General features: G+C 69.6%; 18 protein-coding genes and 2 pseudogenes. 9 read left to right on the top strand and 11 right to left on the bottom strand.

All coding sequences use genetic code 11. The features are described from left to right. The first annotated feature begins 169 nt into the window (after positions 1-169). The 3 genes from AB0395_RS08020 to AB0395_RS08030 all read left to right on the top strand — a co-directional run bounded on the left by AB0395_RS08020 (position 170) and on the right by AB0395_RS08030 (position 2,503). Positions 170-451 (top strand): DUF4158 domain-containing protein, encoded by a 282-nt coding sequence (locus AB0395_RS08020; RefSeq protein WP_366278151.1) that lies wholly within the window; start codon positions 170-172, stop codon positions 449-451. Between the two features lie 377 nt (positions 452-828). Continuing rightward, positions 829-1,041, top strand: coding sequence for a hypothetical protein (locus tag AB0395_RS08025; protein ID WP_366278153.1), 213 nt, complete (start codon positions 829-831; stop codon positions 1,039-1,041). 10 nt (positions 1,042-1,051) lie between these two features. Continuing rightward, on the top strand, positions 1,052-2,503 hold the full coding sequence (locus AB0395_RS08030; protein WP_366278155.1) for an amidase: 1,452 nt from the start codon (positions 1,052-1,054) through the stop codon (positions 2,501-2,503). A gap of 322 nt (positions 2,504-2,825) precedes the next feature. Here AB0395_RS08030 and AB0395_RS08035 read toward each other — a convergent pair whose 3' ends face one another. Together AB0395_RS08035 and AB0395_RS08040 are read right to left on the bottom strand one after the other, a co-directional pair. Continuing rightward, positions 2,826-3,254, bottom strand: coding sequence for an alpha/beta hydrolase (locus AB0395_RS08035; protein ID WP_366278157.1), 429 nt, complete (start codon positions 3,252-3,254; stop codon positions 2,826-2,828). Positions 3,255-3,303: 49 nt separating this feature from the next. Next, positions 3,304-4,482, bottom strand: coding sequence for a YbfB/YjiJ family MFS transporter (locus AB0395_RS08040; protein WP_366278158.1), 1,179 nt, complete (start codon positions 4,480-4,482; stop codon positions 3,304-3,306). A 178-nt stretch (positions 4,483-4,660) separates the two neighbouring features. On the opposite strand from AB0395_RS08040, the gene AB0395_RS08045 reads away from it, so the two are divergent. Then, on the top strand, positions 4,661-4,930 hold the full coding sequence (locus AB0395_RS08045; RefSeq protein WP_366278160.1) for a TetR/AcrR family transcriptional regulator: 270 nt from the start codon (positions 4,661-4,663) through the stop codon (positions 4,928-4,930). 117 nt (positions 4,931-5,047) lie between these two features. Here the strand turns inward: AB0395_RS08045 and AB0395_RS08050 are convergent, their stop codons facing one another. After that, positions 5,048-6,073, bottom strand: coding sequence for an AraC family transcriptional regulator (locus AB0395_RS08050; RefSeq protein WP_366278162.1), 1,026 nt, complete (start codon positions 6,071-6,073; stop codon positions 5,048-5,050). 130 nt (positions 6,074-6,203) lie between these two features. On the opposite strand from AB0395_RS08050, the gene AB0395_RS08055 reads away from it, so the two are divergent. Next, a complete protein-coding gene (locus AB0395_RS08055) occupies positions 6,204-7,958 on the top strand; it encodes an NAD(P)H-binding protein (RefSeq protein WP_366278163.1) in 1,755 nt (584 codons plus the stop codon). A gap of 52 nt (positions 7,959-8,010) precedes the next feature. After that, positions 8,011-8,568, top strand: a complete 558-nt coding sequence (locus AB0395_RS08060) for an NAD(P)H-dependent oxidoreductase (RefSeq protein ID WP_366278164.1) — start codon at positions 8,011-8,013, stop codon at positions 8,566-8,568. 104 nt (positions 8,569-8,672) lie between these two features. Here AB0395_RS08060 and AB0395_RS08065 read toward each other — a convergent pair. The 5 genes and pseudogenes from AB0395_RS08065 to AB0395_RS08085 all read right to left on the bottom strand — a co-directional run. After that, positions 8,673-8,789, bottom strand: a pseudogene (locus AB0395_RS08065) (DNA-binding response regulator); the annotation flags it as partial. 140 nt (positions 8,790-8,929) lie between these two features. After that, positions 8,930-9,319: pseudogene (locus AB0395_RS08070) on the bottom strand (histidine kinase dimerization/phosphoacceptor domain-containing protein); the annotation flags it as partial. Between the two features lie 27 nt (positions 9,320-9,346). Next, entirely contained in the window at positions 9,347-9,718 is a 372-nt protein-coding gene (locus AB0395_RS08075) for a hypothetical protein (protein ID WP_366278166.1), read from the bottom strand. A 43-nt stretch (positions 9,719-9,761) separates the two neighbouring features. After that, positions 9,762-10,400: a DedA family protein gene (locus tag AB0395_RS08080; protein ID WP_366278167.1), complete on the bottom strand. Its 639-nt coding sequence runs from the start codon at positions 10,398-10,400 to the stop codon at positions 9,762-9,764. Positions 10,401-10,702: 302 nt separating this feature from the next. Next, positions 10,703-11,332, bottom strand: a complete 630-nt coding sequence (locus AB0395_RS08085) for a YigZ family protein (protein WP_366278169.1) — start codon at positions 11,330-11,332, stop codon at positions 10,703-10,705. A gap of 47 nt (positions 11,333-11,379) precedes the next feature. On the opposite strand from AB0395_RS08085, the gene AB0395_RS08090 reads away from it, so the two are divergent. The 3 genes from AB0395_RS08090 (at position 11,380) to AB0395_RS08100 (ending at position 17,034) form a co-directional block, all read left to right on the top strand. Then, on the top strand, positions 11,380-12,474 hold the full coding sequence (locus AB0395_RS08090) for an NAD(P)H-binding protein (protein ID WP_366278171.1): 1,095 nt from the start codon (positions 11,380-11,382) through the stop codon (positions 12,472-12,474). 781 nt (positions 12,475-13,255) lie between these two features. Beyond that, positions 13,256-14,935: a penicillin-binding transpeptidase domain-containing protein gene (locus AB0395_RS08095; protein WP_366278173.1), complete on the top strand. Its 1,680-nt coding sequence runs from the start codon at positions 13,256-13,258 to the stop codon at positions 14,933-14,935. Positions 14,936-15,081: 146 nt separating this feature from the next. Next, positions 15,082-17,034, top strand: coding sequence for a sigma-70 family RNA polymerase sigma factor (locus AB0395_RS08100; RefSeq protein ID WP_366278174.1), 1,953 nt, complete (start codon positions 15,082-15,084; stop codon positions 17,032-17,034). 42 nt (positions 17,035-17,076) lie between these two features. On the opposite strand, the gene AB0395_RS08105 is transcribed toward AB0395_RS08100, so the two are convergent. From AB0395_RS08105 to AB0395_RS08115, 3 genes are all read right to left on the bottom strand, one after another. After that, on the bottom strand, positions 17,077-17,445 hold the full coding sequence (locus AB0395_RS08105; protein WP_366278175.1) for a nuclear transport factor 2 family protein: 369 nt from the start codon (positions 17,443-17,445) through the stop codon (positions 17,077-17,079). Positions 17,446-17,476: 31 nt separating this feature from the next. Next, positions 17,477-17,644 carry a hypothetical protein gene (locus AB0395_RS08110; protein ID WP_366278176.1) on the bottom strand — a complete coding sequence of 56 codons (168 nt, stop codon included), beginning with the start codon at positions 17,642-17,644 and terminating at the stop codon, positions 17,477-17,479. Between the two features lie 150 nt (positions 17,645-17,794). Next, a complete protein-coding gene (locus AB0395_RS08115; RefSeq protein ID WP_366278177.1) occupies positions 17,795-18,478 on the bottom strand; it encodes a response regulator transcription factor in 684 nt (227 codons plus the stop codon). Positions 18,479-18,639 lie beyond the last annotated feature (161 nt).

Raw genomic sequence — 18,639 nt, forward strand, 5'->3', positions numbered from 1 at the left:
TGCCGGGGCATGACGAGCATCCGAACGAAAAGTCCCGTTAGCGGGTAGTACCCGCTAACTATTTGATCTTCCGCTCGTCCTGCTTGCTGGACCTGCCCTACCTTCGGCGTCTACGCCGGCGCCCAACCCGACCTCGGCCCCGCCGGTGTCCGGCAGCTCCGCAACCCCGATGAGCCGGATGCTGTGCACCCTGCCCTGGCTCGGGTTCGTGCCCAATGATGTGACCGCGGCGGCGGCGCGGGTGGCCGAGCGGCTCGAGGTGACCCCGGCGACACTGAGGCTGTACGGCAAGCGCGATCAGACCCGCTCGGATCATCTGGGCCTGATCGCCAAGTATCTGGAGTGGCAGACAGCTCCGGCGGCCAGCCAGGCGATGAAAAAGCTGGAGCAGTTCCTGCTGAACCGGGCGGTGGAGCACGACTCGCCGACGCTCTCGGTGGCGGCACCATGAGCTCATCAGATGGCCAGCGGTTCCCGTACGCGGCAAGCCCCTGAGCGGGCCGGACCTGCTGCGGATGGCCGGGGCGCTGAAGTACGGCATGGAGGCGGAGCTGGCCAAGCTCGACACCAGCGGCTGGCGGCCGTTGCGCCCCGCGCAGTTGCGCGAGCTGGGAATGACGCCCTGAGTCGCCCCCGGCGCGAGCTTCGATCTGCGGTGATGGCCGACGCGGCGCGTCCGGGTGTACGAGCCGGCCGCGCCCGCTTCGAAGGCCGCTGCCCCCCAGCCATCTCGATAGAACCAATTTAAAATGAGTTACCCCGTTTACTGGACAATCCCCGCACGCTATGGCCAGCAGTCGAGCAAATAGTCAGTGGCCGGAGAGATACATGATGAGAATTGAGATGTCCATCTCGTTGCGCGAAGCGGCATTTCATGCCCTTGCCAGCGGAGTCGACCTGCTGCTGACCCTGCTGACCTGGGTGGACCGTCTTGGACGGCGGAACGAGTGCGTGACTTCGGCCAGCGAAGGTGGCCGTTTCGACTTTTCCAGCGAATGCGGGCGACGTGTGTGGGGAAAAGCGTTTACGGCAGGCCGTTAGAGTCAACTCCATGGAATGGAATTTTCAGGCGGCCGAAGACCTCGCAGCTGCATTGCGTGCCGGTGAAGTGAGCTCGGTGGAACTGACCGACGAGACGATCGCCCGTATCGAGCAGGACGACAAGGTGATCAACGCTATTTGCGTGCCAGACTTCGACCGTGCGCGGGCCGCCGCGCGCGGTGCTGACCAGGCACGCGCGCGTGGTGAGGACCGGCCGCTGCTCGGCATTCCGGTGACGGTCAAGGAGTCGTACAACATCGCTGGGCTGCCCACGACCTGGGGCATGCCACCGCACCGGAACCATATGCCGGCCGAGGACGCGGTACAGGTGTCGCGGCTCAAGACCGCGGGCGCGGTAGTGCTCGGCAAGACCAATGTGCCGTTGGGGCTGCAAGATATACAGAGCTTCAACGAGATCTACGGCACCACCACCAACCCGTGGGATCACGGTCGCACGCCGGGCGGATCCTCCGGTGGGTCGGCGGCGGCCCTGGCATCCGGGTTCGGCGCGCTGTCCATCGGCTCCGACATCGCCGGCTCGCTGCGCACCCCCGCGCATTTCTGCGGCGTCTACGCGCACAAGCCGACGCTCGGACTGGCGGCTAACCGCGGTATGGTCCCGCCGTCCGAGCCGGCATTGCCGGCCGACCTCGACCTCGCCGTCGTCGGTCCGATGGCGCGCACCGCCCGCGACCTCACGCTCCTGCTCGACGTCATGGCCGGGCCGGACCCGCTGACGCTCGGCGTGGCGCACCGTTTGGCACTGCCGCCCGCCCGCCACGAGCGACTCTGCGATTTCCGGGTCTTGGTCCTCGACGAGCATCCGCTTGTTCCGACCGGGTCCGCCGTGCGGGCGGGCGTGAACCGGGTGGCCACCGCGCTCGTCGACGGCGGCGCCCGCGTCGGACGGCACAGTCCGCTGCTGCCCGATCTGACCGAAGCCGCGACGCTCTACATGCAGTTGCTGATTTCGGGCTCCGTTGCGCGTTTTCCCATTGAATCGCACGAGCAGCTGCGGACCCGCGCCGCCGGACTGAGCGCGGACAACCAGAGTCTTGACGCCGTGCGGCTGCGCGCCATGGTGTTCGGTCACCGCGACTGGCTTGAAGCGAACAACCGCCGCGAGGTCCACCGCCACGGCTGGCGGCAGCTGTTCGCCGAGTTCGACGCCGTGGTGTGCCCGATCACGCCGACGCCCGCGTTCCCGCACGACCACGACCCCAATCCGTTGGAACGGCGCATCGACATCGACGGCGTCGAGTACCCGTACTTCGACCAGCTCGTCTGGGCCGGCCTGGCCACCATGCCCGGCCTGCCCGCCACCGCCGTACCAGCGGGTCGGTCTCCCGAGGGCCTGCCGGTGGGAGTGCAGCTCATCGGTCCGATGTTCGAGGACCGCACCCCGCTGCGGCTGGCCGAACTGCTCGAGCAGAAGATCGGCGGCTTCCACGCACCGAAATAGAGCATATTGCCGGGTATCCGTCGAGGACGAGGTACGTATCAGTCTCCTTCCGGCACAGGAAATCCACAGTGCCGGCCATCTGGCCCTGGCCGAGCTCGCCGAACAACTGCGCGCTGCAGGCGTCGCCCTGGAGTTCCTCACCGGGGAGCTCCAAGGCAGCCATGATCCGTCCGGCGTGGTGTTCACCGTGCTGGCCGCCCTGTCGAGGATGGAACGCGAATACATCCGCGACCGCAGACGATGGCGGGTGCCCCGCTCGGGGTTGATGAGGATGGTGTGGAGGGCTGGCCTGTGGTCGGGTCTGATAGCCGAGATCGGTGGGTCAGGTGGGTTCGCCGGTTTCGAGCAGGATCTTCAGCAGGTCCTGCGGGACGTCGCGCATGAGGTTGTGCCCGCTGTCGAGTGCGTGGGTGGTCCATATGGATTCGCCGTCGGCTGGTACGACGGCGTCCAGGTAGACCAACGATCTGACGCGCTCGGGCATGCGGTCGGCGACTCCGGTGATCACCATTCCGCCGTAGCTGTGGCCGACCAGGACCGCGTCCTGGAGTTGCTCGGCCGCCAGCACACCGGTCACGTCCTGGATGTGGGTGTCCAGGTTCACGCCACCGTGCAGTAGATGGCTGCGCTCGGACAGCCCGGTCAAGGTCAGGGGGTATGCGCGATGCCCGTGGGAGCGCAACTGTTCGGTGAGCTCGTGGAAGCACCAGCCGCCGTGGCACATGCCGGGAATCAGCACGAAGGTGGTCACTGTCGTCCTCCTTGCCTGGTGGCCGGTGAAGGCCGGCGTGTGGGTGATCTCAGGTGCCGGTTTGGTGCGTTGCGGTGGTGGCCGTGGCGGGCGGCGCGGGCGACCGGTGGTGGCCTACGGTGGCGGCGATCGCTGCTGCGGCGGCGCACAGGATCGCGGTCCAGGCCAGCGTGGCGTTGGTCGAGGTGTGATCGGCCAGGATGCCGGCGATCCACGGACCGGCGGTCTGGCCCACCGCGAACACGGTGGTGAAAGCCGCCAGCGTGGCCGTCCAGTCGGCGGGTGGGGTTTCGGCCTTGACCAGCGCGGTGATGGCGGCGGGCACACTCATGAACGTCGCGCCATAGACGATCGCGGACGCGAGAACGAGGGGCGGGGCCGGAGATGCCAGGGCGAGTGCCGCTCCGCCCGCGAGCAGGACCAGCAGCGCGGCGAGCGCGCTGCCGCCGCGCCAGTAGGTGATGGGACGGCTCCACAGTGCCGGTGCCGCCACGACCGCCGTCCCCAGGGACGTCCAGATGAGTGTCACCTGTGTGAGAGGGGCGTGGCGCTCGGCGAGGTAGGCGGACAGGAAAGTGATGTAGGTGATGTATCCGGTTGCGAACAGCAGGTAGGCCAGGAGCATGCGCCGCAGAGGGCGCAGTCGCGCTCGTCCGGCGGTGGTGGCCGTCTCCTCCTCACCGGGGCTCGCGGCCCTCCAACTCACCAGGGTCGCCAGGCCGGCGGCGAGCCCCATGCCAACCCAGGCGATGCGCCAGTGGGTGCCCAGTGCCGGAACGGTCGCGCCGCTGAGGACGATGCCCAACCCAGTGCCGGCGAAGTAGACGACGATGGGGGCACCGGAGGAGGCGCGAGCGGCGATCCGCGATGCGATCACACCGCCGGTGATGAACACCACCGCCCCCGTCACGCCCGCCGCGGCCCTGGCGGCCAACAGCGCCGGATAGTGGCCGCTGACCGCGGTGACCGCCAGCGCCACCGCGGTCAGCACCATGCTCCAGCGGAAAGCGGCCGCGCTGCCCACCCGCCGGACCAGGGCGGCGGTCACCAGCGCGCCGAACAGGTAGCCGAGCCCGTTGGCGGCGCTCATCACCCCGGCCTGGGTCAGACTCCAGTGCAGATCATCGCGCATGGCCGGCAGGAGCAGACCATAGGCGAAGCGGGCCAGGCCCAGAGCCGAGGCGGTACCCGCGGCCAGCCGTACCGCCTGCCACACCGGCGCCCTCACCGTCCCCGCACCGACCCGGCCACCAGGACCCGGCGATCGGCAGCCCTGCGCGGGGCGGCCCCACTAAGACGATCGCGCCGACAAACAATGATCATGTTGACAACACTCCAAGAGATCGAACCGATCGGTACGGTCTGCGACCTTAGCAGTTGATCGAACCGAGCGGTACCATCTAGGTGTGCCAGTGACCAAGGGAACGACGATCGACCCGGTGCGCACCCGCGCCGCCATCCTCCAGGCGGCCACCCCACTGCTGTACCAGCGCGGACTCGATGGCATCGGCGTCGCCGAGTTGTGCGCGCGCATCGGGGTGTCCAAGGAAACGCTCTACCGGCACTTCGGCACCAAGGATGGCCTCGTCGCGGCCTTGCTGGAGGCACGCAGCCGGCGGGTGTCCGACTGGCTCGCCGCGGCCGTCGCATCGGCCGCCGCCCCGCCTGGCTCCTGACGCCGCATCGCGAGCATGCCGGGGAGATTCAGCAGGCCTACGACCCGCTATGAGCTTGGGCGGCCTTCCTGCATCGGCTGGACATGCGGGCGAAGATGCTGAAATCAGTTTTGATCATCATTCGGCGCTCCTCACCGACGAAGTGACCACTGGTTGCGGCGTCATTACGTCGAGTTCACCGCTCTGGGTTTCCGCTCGGCTCTGCCGTCGGTATTTGCCGGGTGCGATGCCGTACTCCCGCTTGAAGGCGGTGGCGAAGGCGAACTCCGAGGTGTAGCCGATCCGGGTGGCCACCTCGCCGAGCGGGGCGTCGGACTCGCGGAGAAGCCGGGCTGCGGTGGTCATGCGCCACCAGGTCAGATAGGTGAGGGGCGGCTGGCCGATCAGAGTGGTGAAGCGCCGGGAGAAAGCCGCCCGCGACAGTCCCGCCTGGGCGCCGAGTGTCTCGACCGTCCAGGGAAGTGCAGGGTCACGGTGGAGGGCGTGCAGCGCGGCGCTGATCGCCGGGTCGCCCAATGCCGCGGCCCAGCCGGCGGTTGTGCCGCGTTTGGACTGCTCGTCGAACCAGGCCCGCAGGATGTAGAGCAGCAGCATGTCAAGCAGGGCGGGCACGATGGTGTCCACGCCAAGGCGAGGATTGTCGAGTTCGCCGCCGAGCAGGTCGACGGCGGCGCGCAGTTCTGGGCGGCGCCCGAGGCGGGCGGGCAGGTGGACGATCTCGGGCAGGTCGGCCAGGAGCGGATGGGCTCGACTGGGGTCGAGCCGGTATCCACCGCAGAGGGTCACGGTGACCGCCCGCGCGCCGTCCTGTCCGGTCTTCCCCACGGTCGCGGAGGCGTAGCGGTCTTCGAATCGAGCGTCGTTCAGTGGGTCACAGGCGGGTTCGGTCAGCGGGGTGGTAGGGCCGTCGGCGAGCGCGTAGCCGCTTCCGTGGGGCAGGAACACCACGTCGCCGACGTTCAGCGCGATGGGGGCGCCGTCGTCCGGGGGGATCAGCCAGCATGATCCCTGCATGACCACTTGAAAGCCGGCGGAACCGCGCACGGTGGGGAACTGCTGCCCCCAGGGGGCGTGCCACCGAACGCGCGCCGAGCGGGGTTCCCCGGCGCGCATCGCGGCGATCACATCGCTGAGTACATCCACAGAGAGAGTCTAGCTCTACGGCTCCATGAAGACGAACACGTATAAATACGAGATTTCAACGCATTGGGTGTCTCTCTTCATCCCCATAGGGTTAAGCACACACGAACTGGTCAACCACTGGGAGTCTTTCATGCCGAAGCAACGCAAGATTCTGGTGATCGGGGCGACCGGCACGATCGGCCGGCAGGTCGTGGCTCAGCTACTGGAGGCGGGGGCCGAGGTTCGCGCGCTGGCCCGCGATCTCGAAGCGGCCGGCCTTCCGGACGGCGTCGAGGTCGTACGTGGCGACCTGGCCGATCCGGACACCCTGCACGCGCCCCTGAATGGGATCGAGGCCGTGTTTTTCCTCTGGCCATTCGCTACGGCTGAGGGGATGCCCGCGGTTCTGGAGGTGATCGCCGCGCATGCCCGCCGCGTCGTCTACCTGTCCTCGGCGGCCGTACGCGGCTACGAACAACAGATCGAGCAGCTAATCGAGCGGTCTGGGCTGGAATGGACATTCCTACGACCGCACGCCTTCGCGGCCAACGCTCTGCGATGGGCCGGGCAGATCCGCACCGAGGCAGTCGTGCGTGAGCCGTACGGCGCGGCCGCCATGCCCCCGCTGCACGAGCGAGACCTCGCGGCGGTCACGGTGCACGCACTCGTCGGCGACGGGCACAACGGCGCGATCTATGAGCTGACCGGGCCCGAGATACTGACCCAGGCCGAGCAGGCGAGCATCATCGGGGAGATGATCGGCCACCCAGTGCACTGGGAGGAGACCTCGCCGCAGACCGCGCGGCAGCAGATGCTCACCCGAGGCTGGCCACCCGCGGCCGTGGACGGCATCCTCCAGGCCCAGGCCGAGATGGTGACCGGCCCGAAGGCGACCACGGCCACGGTGGCAGAGGTCACCGGAGCCCCGGCACGCACGTTCCGCACCTGGGTGACCGACCACGCGGACGAGTTCCGCGACACCATGAAGGCCGCCCGCATCCATGAGTACGGCGACGCCTCCGTCATCCGATACGAAAAAGTACCGCGGCCCGCGCCCGGCCCGGGCGAGGTCCTGATCCGGGTCGCCGCCACCTCGTTCAATCCTTCGGAGACGGCGCTGCGGTCGGGGATGCTGCGAGCCGCGCTGCCGGTGGACCTGCCCTACATCCTCGGCTGGGACGTCTCCGGCACAATCGCCGAGGTCAGCGACAACGTGGAGGGGTTGGCCGTGGGCGACCGGGTCATCGGCCGTCTCGACGCGGGCGGCGCCGCAGCCGAATACGTCGCCGCCCCGGCCCGCGTGCTGGCCAAGGCGCCTGCCACGGTTCCCCTGGCCGACGCGGCCACGATCCCGGTCGCCGCGCTCACCGCCTGGCAGGTGCTGTTCGAGCACGCCCACATCACCGCAGGCCAGCGCGTGCTCATCAACGGCGCCGGCGGCGGCGTGGGAGTGTTCGCCGTCCAGCTCGCCAGGCACGCCGGCGCGACAGTCGTCGCCACGGCCAGCGGCCGCAGCGCCGCGGCGGTCCGCAAGTACGGCGCCGACCAGATCATCGACTACACGACCACCGCTCTCGCAGATGCACTGGACGGCCCGGTCGATGCCGTCGTCAACCTCGCTCCGATCTCCCCCGAGGCCGCGATGAGCCTAATCTCCCTCCTACGGCCGGGCGGCATCATCGTCTCCGTCGCCACCCCCGTCGAACCGCCCGCCGACGCCGATGTCACCACCCTCCACATGGTCGCCCGCAACGACGCCAAGCAACTGGGCGAGATCGTCGAACTCCTCGACGCCGGCGCGCTCATCGTCGACGTCGCCGAATCCCACCCGCTGCCCAACCTCGCGCTGATCCACCGCAGGAGCGAGGCGGGCCAGACCCACGGCAAGATCACCATCTTCCCCTGAACACAAACATCCCGGACCCGGATACCACGGCGTCCGAAGAAAGAGAATCGTCATGACCAAGATTGCGATCATCATCGGGAGCACGCGGCCAGGGCGCAACGGAGAGGCCGTAGCCCGCTGGGTGCACGACATCGCCACCAAGCGCCAGGACGCCGAGTTCGAGCTGGTGGATCTCAAAGATTTCGGCCTACCGCATCTGGATGAGGCGATGCCAGCGGCGATGGGGCAGTACAGCCACCCGCACACCAAGGCCTGGGCCGAGACGATTGATTCCTTCGACGGGTACGTGTTCGTGACACCCGAGTACAACCACTCGACGTCGGGAGCGCTGAAGAACGCGATCGACTTCCTGCACGCGGAGTGGAACAACAAGGCGGCCGGGTTCGTCAGCTACGGCAGCGCCGGCGGCACCCGCGCGGTGGAACACCTACGGCTGGTGATGGGCGAACTTCAGGTCGCCGATGTGCGCGCCCAGGTCGCGCTGTCGCTGTTCACCGACTTCGAGCACTTCAGCGTCCTGAATCCGGCGGCGCACCAAAAGGACGCGGTCACAGCCATGCTGGACCAGGTCGTCGCCTGGAGCGAAGCCTTGCAGCCACTTCGTCAGTAGTCGTCCCCGGAGGGGCCGATGAAGAACGCGACCCAGGAGACACTTCTCGCGGCCACCACGCAGCGGCCCAAGGACACCTCCCCCGGCCCGTACGGCCCCCGCGCCTAGGAACCGAGATAGCGCAGCACGGCGAGCACCCGGCGGCTGTAACCCGTGACGTGCAACAGCCCCAGCTTGTCGAAGATCGCATTGATGTGCTTCTCGACCGCGCTCTGCGAGACGTCACGAAGTACGCCGCCGTCTCCACCTGGCCGGCGGGACGTTCCCGAAGACCGTAGTACACCGTGACCGGAACTCCAGCACGCTCGGCGACCGTGGCGAGGGCATCTCTGAGCCCCAGGGAGTCCAGGCCTGTCGGGTAGACCCGCCAGGCCACGTCCCGCAGGTCACCGAGCGCCTGCCTCGCCTCATCGTGGGCCTGACCGAGCAACTCGTCGAGCAACTCGGGAGAGCGCCCCCTGCAAGCACGACCGATCAGCATGGCCAGCGCGACCAGGCGTTGCTGCACACCGTCGTGAAGGTCGCGTTCGATCCGCCTGCGCTCGGAGTCGACAGCCGCCACGATGCCCGCCCTGGTCTCGGCCAGCTCGGCGATGCGGCGCTCGAGAAACTCGGTCGAACTCGGGCCCAGTGTCCGCAGCGCGGTCAGCCGCTCCAGGACGACGAGTCCGATCAGCCCCATGACCTCGAGAAAGGACAGCGCCAGCCCGGCGACGGCGACATAGAGCACAAGCAGGGCGGTCGGCCGCATGCCGTCGAACGGCTCCCCCGCGCTCCACTACCAGGCCGGCTGTGCCCCAGTGACGATCCCGGCCCCCAGCAGCACCAGCACCAGGCATCCCAGCGCCCCGACGGGCCCGCGCCACAGCAGGTAGCGCAGCGCCCGCCGGCCGTCGTAGCCGGAAACCTCGACCCCGCCGAGCAGGCGCAGTCTCGCCACCTCGGCGTCCGCGAGCCGTACGGCCGCCGCCAGCACGTGCCGCTGAGTGCGGGGGTGCGCCAGGAACGGGCAGGCCAGCAGGAGGAAGACCAACCCGGCCACCGCTGTGAGGACGCCCAGTGCCAGCCCGGCCAGTGCCCGCCCCGGCCGCCTCACATGTACCACCGCGCCGACCGTGCCGGCCACCGGCCTGCTCCCCGTCTCGCTCATCACACCGCTCGCCGCCCCGTCCAGCTCCTCCCGCCCCGGCTCGTCACCGGACGCGGTGGCCGCCCTTGTTCCTGCCCGCCAGCCGGATCGCCACGAAGGCCAGCACCGCGAGCACGACGACGCCCAGCACAACCTTGGAGACGATCCCCATGTACCCCTCGACCAACGACCAATTCTCCCCCAGCAGGTATCCGGCCATCACGAAGGCGGTGTTCCAGATGAGGCTGCCCAGCGTGGTGAGCAGGGTGAAGACCGGCAGCGGCATGCGCTCGACTCCGGCGGGAATCGAGATGAGGCTACGGAAAATAGGGATCATCCGCCCGAAGAACACCGTCTTCCTCCCGTGCCTGGCAAACCACGCCTCGGTTTTCTCGATGTCGGAGACGTCGACCAACGGCAGCTTCGCCGCGATCGCCACCACCCGCTCACGGCCCAGCAGTGCCCCGACCCCGTAGAGCGCCAGGGCGCCGGCCACCGAACCGAACGTGGTCCAGAGCACGGCGTCAAACAGGGACATGTTCCCCTTGCTCGCGGTGAACCCCGCCAGCGGCAGGATCACCTCACTCGGCAGGGGCGGGAACAGGTTCTCCAGCGCGATCGCCACCCCCGCGCCGGGCGCTCCGAGGGCCTCCATGAGATGGATCGCCCACCCGGCGATTCCGTCGGCAGTCGTTGAACTCATGCCCAGAAGGCTAGAAAAAGCAGAATGTGCCGGGTATGAGGAAGACCACGGCAACCACATCCCCCACACCCCAGCACCCGGGGTGCGGAAAACCTCAGCCCCTCGGCACACGACCACGGCCACCTGCCCGTTCCCGAGATTCCCGCACGTCAGGGCCCTGCCCGGCCTTCCTCAACATGGCGGGCGAAGTCATCGGCACCCGCACACGGACGGCCCGCGGACAACCGGGCCACCCGGGTTCCCGCTCTCGGCGTGATCCATCCCACAGCGCTCCCCACGCACCGTGATCCCCGGGGGGCCGGTCACGCTCCCCTGAGGTAGACCGTCTCCCCCGGCTCGACCGCCGCCCTGCCCGCGGTCAGCGTGGCAACCCAGTCTGGGAAAAGAGCCAGGTCCGGCTCGCGCACCGCGACCAGGAAGGCGACCTCGGCGCCGTAACCGACCTCCCTGACCTCGTACGGCGAAGCACGCAGGTCGTTCTCCAGGCGTCCCGCCTGGACGTGCTCCACGGTCACCGTCATCACCCTCGCCGGGACCATCTCGGCCAGGGGCGCGAGGTCCAGGGTCTTGCCGACGGCGGAGCCGTACGCCCTGACCAGGCCGCCCGCGCCCAGCTTCACCCCGCCGAAGTAGCGGGTGACCACCGCGACCACGTCGCCGAGCCCCCGGCGCAGCAGGGTCTCCAGCATCGGGGTCCCCGCGGTACCGCCGGGCTCGCCGTCGTCGTCGGCCTTCTGCAGCCGCCGGTCTCCGCCGATCACGTAGGCCGAGCAATTGTGAGTGGCGTCGGCGTAACGGGCCTTGCAGCCCGCGACGAACCCACGCGCCTCCTCCTCTGAGCGCACGGGGGCGAGTGTGCAGACGAACCTCGACCGCTTGATTTCGATCTCGTGTTCGGTGATGCCCTTCGGGGTTAGGTACGGCTGGGTCATCGCTCCAGGCTACTCGCCTTTACAAAGTAGATTTCAAGGCCCTCTGAGTGACGGCGAGCGCTGCCGCGGCCGGACAGGGCAGCCGGAACCGGATGTTCGACCTGCGCCACCGCAAGCCGGAGCCGCTGGTGTTCGGGGCCGACGTGACGGAGGCCGCCGGGAGGCTGGACCGGCGCGGCGAGGAGCTCCTCCCCGTGGACGAGGACGGCGTCAAGACCGCGGATCCGCGACGAGATCCGGAATCAACCGCGAGCCGCGCCGGTTGCCGACAGGGAACCTACGCAACGATCAAGGGAGGGTTCATGATTCTGGTCACCGGGGCCACCGGGAACGTCGGCAGGCAGGTTGTCGCCCAGCTTCTGGCCGCGGGTGCCGCCGTGCGCGCGCTGGCACGCGATCCCAGGTCGGCCAGGCTGCCCGGGGAGGTCGAGGTCGTGGCGGGGGACCTGTCCGAGCCCGGCACACTGGAGGCCGCGCTCACGGGGATCGAGTCGGTGTTCCTGGTCTGGCCCTTCCTCACGGCCGAGGGGGCGCCCGCCGTGCTGGACGTGGCCGGAAGGCACGCCCGCCGCGTCGTCTACCTCTCGTCATCGGGCGTGAACGAGGAGGCGGAACGCCAGAGTGACCCGATCAACCAGTTCCACGCCGACATGGAGCGCCTGATCGAGAAGTCCGGCCTCGAGTGGACCTTCCTGCGGGCGGACACGTTCGCGAGCAACGCTCTGGGGTGGGCCGGGCAGATCCGCGCCTCGGGTGTCGTGCGCGGGATCGCCCCGGCGGCCAAGGCGGTGATCCACGAGCACGACACCGCGGCCGTGGCGGTGCGCACGCTGACCGAGGACGGGCACGCGGGCGCGAAACACCTGCTGACCGGGCCGCGAGTGCTGAGCAGGGCCGAGCAGGTGCGTGCCATCGGGGAGGCCATCGGCCGCCCGCTGCGGTTCGAGGAGCTCTCCGCACAGGTCGCGCGACCGCAGATGCTCGCGGACGGCTGGCCGCCCGCGCTGGTCGACGCTCTGCTGGCCGCCGCCGGGAGGCGCCCAGGGCAGGCTCCGGTCACCTCGACGGTCGAGGAGATCACCGGGGCGCCCGCGCGGACGTTCGAGGAATGGGCGGCCGAACACGTCGGCGACTTCCGCTGAGCGAAACCCATCCCGAGGTTCACGACGCCGGTCCGCCGCCCGCCTCAAGGAAGAGGACGGCCGGGACGGCGTCGCCTCGCGGGCCAGAAGCGGTTCCTCGGCGCCGAACCCGGCCATGTCCTCGCGGGGAGTGCGCAAGAACGCGGCGAAGGTGCCGTGATGAGCACGACGTGGAAAGTCCGCGGGATTCCCTCAGATGTCTCCGGCACCCGGGTCCCGCCGCGGGACGACGGCATTCCTTTACGGCTTCGTCCCTTTCACGCCCCAGGCCCCGCCCCTTCGCGGTCCAGGCTCCACCCCTTTCACGGCTCGGGCGTTACCCCTTTCACCGCCCGGATGTCCTTCCTTTCCCGGTCGGTGAACGTGAACGCGGAGCGGCCCACGATCGCGGTCAGGCCATCTGCCGTGACAGCCGGATTCGGCTTCCGAAGGACGCCGCCGGGACATGTGGCCTCCGGGAAACCCGCCGGGCACGGGAAACCCGCTCCTTCCAGGAGACGACCGGGTTCTGCGGAAAGGGTTATCGGCGCAGAATTCACAGGGAATCGGTCACGTTCGGTAGCTGATTTGTTCGTGGCGACATTTCACACGGTCTTCGAATTATGGATTTCGCAGCACATGGTGCACAATCAAGGACGCGCAACCGTTCCGGGGCGATGAGGGTGGGAAAACCTTTTCCAAACATCTCGCCGATCCGGAGAATGACCGTTTCCTTTTCGGTGCGGGCGGTGCGGCCGCAGGACGCCGGTGCGCACCCGTCGAACCCCCGGGAGTGAGCGGCATGCGAGGCCGGTGGATTCTCGCGCTGATCGCCTTGGCCCTGGCGATCACCGCCTTCGGCGTGTACGGGATGGTGGTCGCCACGGGCGGCGGAACCTCTCCCGGAGACACCCTCCCGGCGGAGGCAGCCGGGGCCAGCACCCCCGGCCCCGTGCCCACCACCGCCGCGCCGGGGATCCCACAGTCCCACGCCTCCCCCGCCCCGCCTGCGCCGACCTCCTCCTCCCTACTCTCTCCCGTGCCGCTCGCGTCCACGGGGGCTCCGGCCGTACCGGCTCCGCAGGAAGGCCCGGAGCCGGTCGCGGCGAGATACTTCGCCGCGTGGCAGGCCGGTGACCTCGCCACGATGACCGGCCTCGTCTCCGCTCCCCCCGCCGACTTCACCGAACGGCACCGGCGCTTCGACACCGAGCTGCGGGTCTCCTCGCTGTCCCTCACCCCGGGCACGCCACGTCATCGGAACGCCCTGGAAGCCGAGGTGCCCTTCCAGGGAGTGCGGGAGATCGCAGGACTGGGCCGGTGGCCGTTCTCCTCGGTCCTGCACCTGGCGCGGCGGGCCGGAAGCTGGAAGGTGCTCTGGACTCCGCAGACACTGCATCCCTCGCTCGGCGAAGGAAAAGGCCTGCGGCTCAAGGAGACCCGGGTCAGGCGGCCGGCCACGCTCACCCGCGAGGGCCTGCCCTTCCCCCGCGACAGCAGGGCAGGCGACTACTTCACCGGGCTGGACGGCACGACGACCGAGCTGACGCTGCGCGAGATTCCCTCGGGCCGGGTACTGCTGGCCTCCCCGTCCCGACCGGAAACGCCCGCCCGCAGCACGATCTCCCAGACCGTGCAGACCGCCGCCGCCCGGGCCCTGGACGGTCTCCAGGGACAGGCCGCGATCGTGGCGGTGGACGTCGAGACCCGGCAGGTGCGTGCGGTGGCCGACACGCTGGGCGGAAGACGGGCGTTCAACGGCCTCTACCCGCCCGGCTCGACGTTCAAGGTGGTGACCGCCGCCGCGCTGCTCCGCACCGGCCTCACCCCGCAGTCACCGGTCGGCTGCCCGGCCGCCTACACCATCCCCAACGCCAGAGGCTTCACGAACGCCGACGGCACCGACCACGGCGTCGTCCCCCTCACCACGGCCTTCGCGCTTTCCTGCAACACCACCTTCGTCCAGCAGGCCTACGAGCGGCTCCGCGACGGCGGGCTGCGCGCCGAGGCCGCCGACCGCTTCGGGTTCAGGGAGAAGCCCGGTCTGAGCTCCTGCCGGATCAACGCGCACACCGACCTGAACGAGCTGGGCTCGGACGCCATTGGGCAGAACTCGGTGCAGGCCAGCCCACTCTGCATGGCAGAGGTCGCCGCCGCGGTCGCCTCTGGCGTGTGGAAACCGGCCGTCATGACCGCACCCCCGGCGGACTCACCACCTGCCGTGCCGCTGGACGAGAACCTGGCCTCGGACTTGCGGACGATGATGGACGCCGTGGTCACCCAGGGCACCGCCGCCAAGGCGGGCCTGCCCCCGGGCACCGCGGGCAAGACAGGCACCGCCGAGGTGGCCGGAGGCAGGACCCACGCCTGGTTCATCGGCTACCGGGGCTCCCTGGCCTTCGCGGTGTTCGTCCAGAACGGCGGCAGCGGCGGCTCGGTGGCCGCGCCGATCGCCGCGAGGTTCCTCAACGCCCTGCAGTAGCCCTACGGTAGCTCTGAGGTAGATCACGGGGTGCTTCGTAAGCGTCACGAGCGAGACGTACCGCGACGTGGCGTCCGATCGGGTGACCCGTCCGCACGGCAGCCCCGGTTTGCGAGCGAGCCCGGAACGGTGCTGTCATCGTGTTCGTGACGGACGTCCATCGCACGGTCGACGCAGTCTGGAAGCTCGAGTCGGCCAGGATCATCGCCGGGCTCACCCGGCTGGTGCACGACGTCGGCCTCGCCGAGGAACTGGCCCAGGACGCGCTCGTCTCCGCCCTCGAGCAGTGGCCCGAGTCGGGCGTCCCGGACAATCCCGGCGCCTGGCTGACGGCCATCGCCAAACGCCGCGCCATCGACCGCATCCGGCGGTCCCAGCGTCTCGAGCGCAAGCACGAGCAACTCGCCCACGAGCTGGAACAGCCGCAGGATCCCGAGCGGGACGACATCCTGCGGCTGATGTTCGTCTCCTGCCACCCGGCGCTCACGACCGAGGCGCGGGTCGCCCTGACGCTCCGCCTGGTAGGTGGTCTGACCGCCTCGGAGATCGCACGAGCGTTCCTGATCAACGAGCCGAGGATCACCCAGCGCATCGCCGAGGCGAAGCGGACGCTGGCCGAGGAGCGGGTGCCCTTCGAACTGCCGGACGACTCGGAGCTGGCCGGGCGCCTATCGTCGGTGCTCGAGGTCATTTACCTGATCTTCAATGAGGGGTATTCGGCGACGTCAGGAGATGACCTGATGCGGCCTGGACTCTGTCTCGAGGCGCTGCGGCTCGGCCGACTGCTGGCCGAGCTGGCGCCGTACGAGGCCGAGGTGCACGGGCTGGTCGCGCTGATGGAGATCCAGGCATCCCGCTCGGCGGCGCGGACCGGGCCCTCCGGGGAACCCGTCCAGTTGCTGGAGCAGAACCGGGGGCGTTGGGACCAGTTGCTCATCCGCCGTGGGTTCACCGCGATGCTACGGGCGCGGGAGATCGGCGGCACACCGGGACCGTACGTGCTGCAGGCGGCGATCGCCGTGTGCCACGCGCAGGCACGGGCACCAGAGGACACCGACTGGGCGCAGATCGCGACCCTGTACGAGGCACTGGCCCGGCTGATGCCGACACCGGTCGTGCAGCTCAACCGGGCTGTGGCGGTCGGGATGGCCTACGGTCCCGAGGCCGGGCTCGCCCTGGCCGACTCGTTGACCGCCGATCCCACGTTACGGGACTACCACCTTCTTCCCGGCGTCCGAGGCGACCTGCTGATCCGGTTGGGACGGCATGCGGAGGCGCGTCTTGAGTTCGAGCGGGCCGCCTCTCTCACCAGGAACGTCGCCGAACGCGCCTTCCTGCGCCGTCGTGCCGGAGAGATCACCGTCCCCGGCGCTTCGGGGGTCACCCTCGCGCAGGCCGCTCGGGATTTCCTGGGACGTGACGATCTGGACGCCGAGACGATCCGCTCGTACGGGCAGACCCTGCGCCGCCTGTGCCTGGCCCTGGGCGATCAGCTGCCGCTGACCTCACTGACCTCCGGCCAGGTGGCACGGGTGTTCGCGATGGCCTGGGGTGAGGCCGCGGCCACAACCTGGAACCGGCACCGGTCGACCGTCCGGTCGTTCGGCGCCTGGGCATCCCTGGACGACCTCGCAGCGGCCCTCGGCCGGCGCGCCGAAACCCGCCCCCGGGCGGAGACGATCGGCCCGGCGCAGCTCGAGGCGCTCTGGAGCCGTATCGACCTGCCTCTGCGAGAGCGGACCCTGTGGCGGCTCCTGCACGAGTCCGCGGCCGGGGTGACGGCCGTCCTGTCGCTGAACGTCGAGAACCTGGACCTGGACGACCGCCGGGCCCGCGCGGGCGGCACCTGGGTGAGCTGGCGTTCCGGGACCGCCCGGCTTCTCCCCGATCTGGTGGCCGGCCGGAGCCGGGGCCCGCTGTTCCTCGCCGACCGGCGGCCGGGGCCGTCCCGGATGCCGTCGCGGGCCGACCTGTGCCCGGAAACGGGCCGCGGCCGCCTGTCCTACGAGCGGGCCGAGTATCTTTTCAAGCAGGCCACCAGGTCCCTAGACCCGGCAGGCAACGGCTACACCCTCCGACAGCTCAGACCCCGCGCCTGACCGCCAGGGGACCACTCACCACCGATCGAGCACAACCGCAGGTCAGACCATGTTCTCGTGGATGTGCACGATAAGCCATTCGCCGTCGCTCAGCCGCAGCACGGCGGTCGTGCGCACGATCTCCGGCTCGCCCTCGGTGAAATCGACGCGCAGCAGGTATCTGGCGAGCGCCGTGTCGTGCCAGACGTCGACGACCTCATCGTAGGCGCGCACACCGGTCTCCGCGGGGCCGTCCTCAGGCCGGGCGTCGCGGACCTTCTCCAGTTGCTCCCTGCTGGTGATCAGCACCGGGTCCGCCGAGTCCCAGATGGTCGCCTCAGGGTGCAGCAGCCGGTCGATCCCCGCCCGGTCGCCGCGCTGGTAAGCGTCATACATCGCGGTGATGACCGCCCAGACGGCTTCGCGTGCCACTGTTGTTCTCTCCTCGCAGGTTGGTTGTTCCTTACGGTATGGGAGCGCCGTACCAGCCGTCGCCCTTTACATAGTAGATTCGCGCGAGGGCGACGGAGGCGCCTGTCAGCCCGGGGCCCGCGGGGATGAGCTGCTTGGCCTCGAGCCGGTCGAGCAGCCTGGTCATGCCCGCGGTGTCCGTGCCGAGCTCCTCCGCCACACGCTGATCTTCGTCACCGAGCACGGCGTCCCGCTCGGAGCGGCCAAGGCCGAGTACGAATCGGCGATGCTCCGCTACGGCTTCGCCGCCGTCGCCGCCTCCCGGGAGAGGCCGTTCATCCGCGGCCGCTGAGGGCCGCCGGCCGGGTGTTCACTCCTGGTCGTCCAACAGCCCCGCCTCATGGGCGAGCAACGCGATCTGAACGCGGTTGTTGAGGCCGAGCTTGGTGAGGATGCCGGAGACGTGAGTCTTGATCGTGGGGACGCTGAGGTGGAGCAGGAGCCCGATCTCGGCGTTCGACCTGCCACGGCCGAGGGCGACGGCAACCTCGCGCTCGCGGTCGTTCAGCAGCGCGAGGCGCTCCAGCGCCCGGGCGCGGCGCCGGTCGTGGCCCGCGTCCGCGACCCGGGCGATGAGGCGTCTGGTCACCGAGGGAGACAGGACCGGGTACCCCAGGGCCACCTGACGCACCGCGGCCACGATCTCGGCCGGCGGGGTGTCCTTCAGTAAGAACCCCGCCGCTCCGGCGCGCAGCGCGCGCAGGACGTGTTCGTCGGCGTCGAAGGTGGTCAGGACGATGACCTCGGGCGCGCGCCTGCGGGCGCGCAGGACCTCGGTCGCGGCCAGCCCATCCATCGCGGGCATCCGGATGTCCATCAGGACCACGTCGGGGGCGTGCCGATCGACCAGGGGCAGCACCTCGGTGCCGTCACCGGCCTCCGCGACCACCCGGATGTCGGGGGCGCCGCGCAGCATCATCGACAGGCCCGCGCGCACCAGCGGGTCGTCGTCGGCGATGAGCACGCCGACCGTCCAGGGCTCCGACACGGTCATGGCGGCCAGGGTAGTCATACCCGCGGCCGACGGCCATCCGGGCGACGACAGTGCTCCGCCTCCCCGGTACGGCGGCGCCCCTCGGCACAGCGCCCCAAAACCGGCCGAGGGATGACCGGGTATCCTGGGGGTTCATCACAGGCTTGGCGCTCCCGCGACGA

This window comes from Streptosporangium sp. NPDC051023 (assembly GCF_040689595.1).
In the GTDB taxonomy this organism is placed as follows: domain Bacteria; phylum Actinomycetota; class Actinomycetes; order Streptosporangiales; family Streptosporangiaceae; genus Streptosporangium.

Bases quoted from the DNA above. Each gene is read 5' to 3' on its own strand.
- AB0395_RS08060 (WP_366278164.1), top strand. From the start codon at position 8,011: ATGACCAAGATTGCGATCATCATCGGGAGCACGCGGCCAGGGCGCAAC.
- AB0395_RS08075 (WP_366278166.1), bottom strand. From the start codon at position 9,718: ATGAGCGAGACGGGGAGCAGGCCGGTGGCCGGCACGGTCGGCGCGGTG.
- AB0395_RS08020 (WP_366278151.1), top strand. From the start codon at position 170: ATGAGCCGGATGCTGTGCACCCTGCCCTGGCTCGGGTTCGTGCCCAAT.
- AB0395_RS08080 (WP_366278167.1), bottom strand. From the start codon at position 10,400: ATGAGTTCAACGACTGCCGACGGAATCGCCGGGTGGGCGATCCATCTC.
- AB0395_RS08025 (WP_366278153.1), top strand. From the start codon at position 829: ATGATGAGAATTGAGATGTCCATCTCGTTGCGCGAAGCGGCATTTCAT.
- AB0395_RS08095 (WP_366278173.1), top strand. From the start codon at position 13,256: ATGCGAGGCCGGTGGATTCTCGCGCTGATCGCCTTGGCCCTGGCGATC.
- AB0395_RS08115 (WP_366278177.1), bottom strand. From the start codon at position 18,478: ATGACCGTGTCGGAGCCCTGGACGGTCGGCGTGCTCATCGCCGACGAC.
- AB0395_RS08030 (WP_366278155.1), top strand. From the start codon at position 1,052: ATGGAATGGAATTTTCAGGCGGCCGAAGACCTCGCAGCTGCATTGCGT.
- AB0395_RS08085 (WP_366278169.1), bottom strand. From the start codon at position 11,332: ATGACCCAGCCGTACCTAACCCCGAAGGGCATCACCGAACACGAGATC.
- AB0395_RS08055 (WP_366278163.1), top strand. From the start codon at position 6,204: ATGCCGAAGCAACGCAAGATTCTGGTGATCGGGGCGACCGGCACGATC.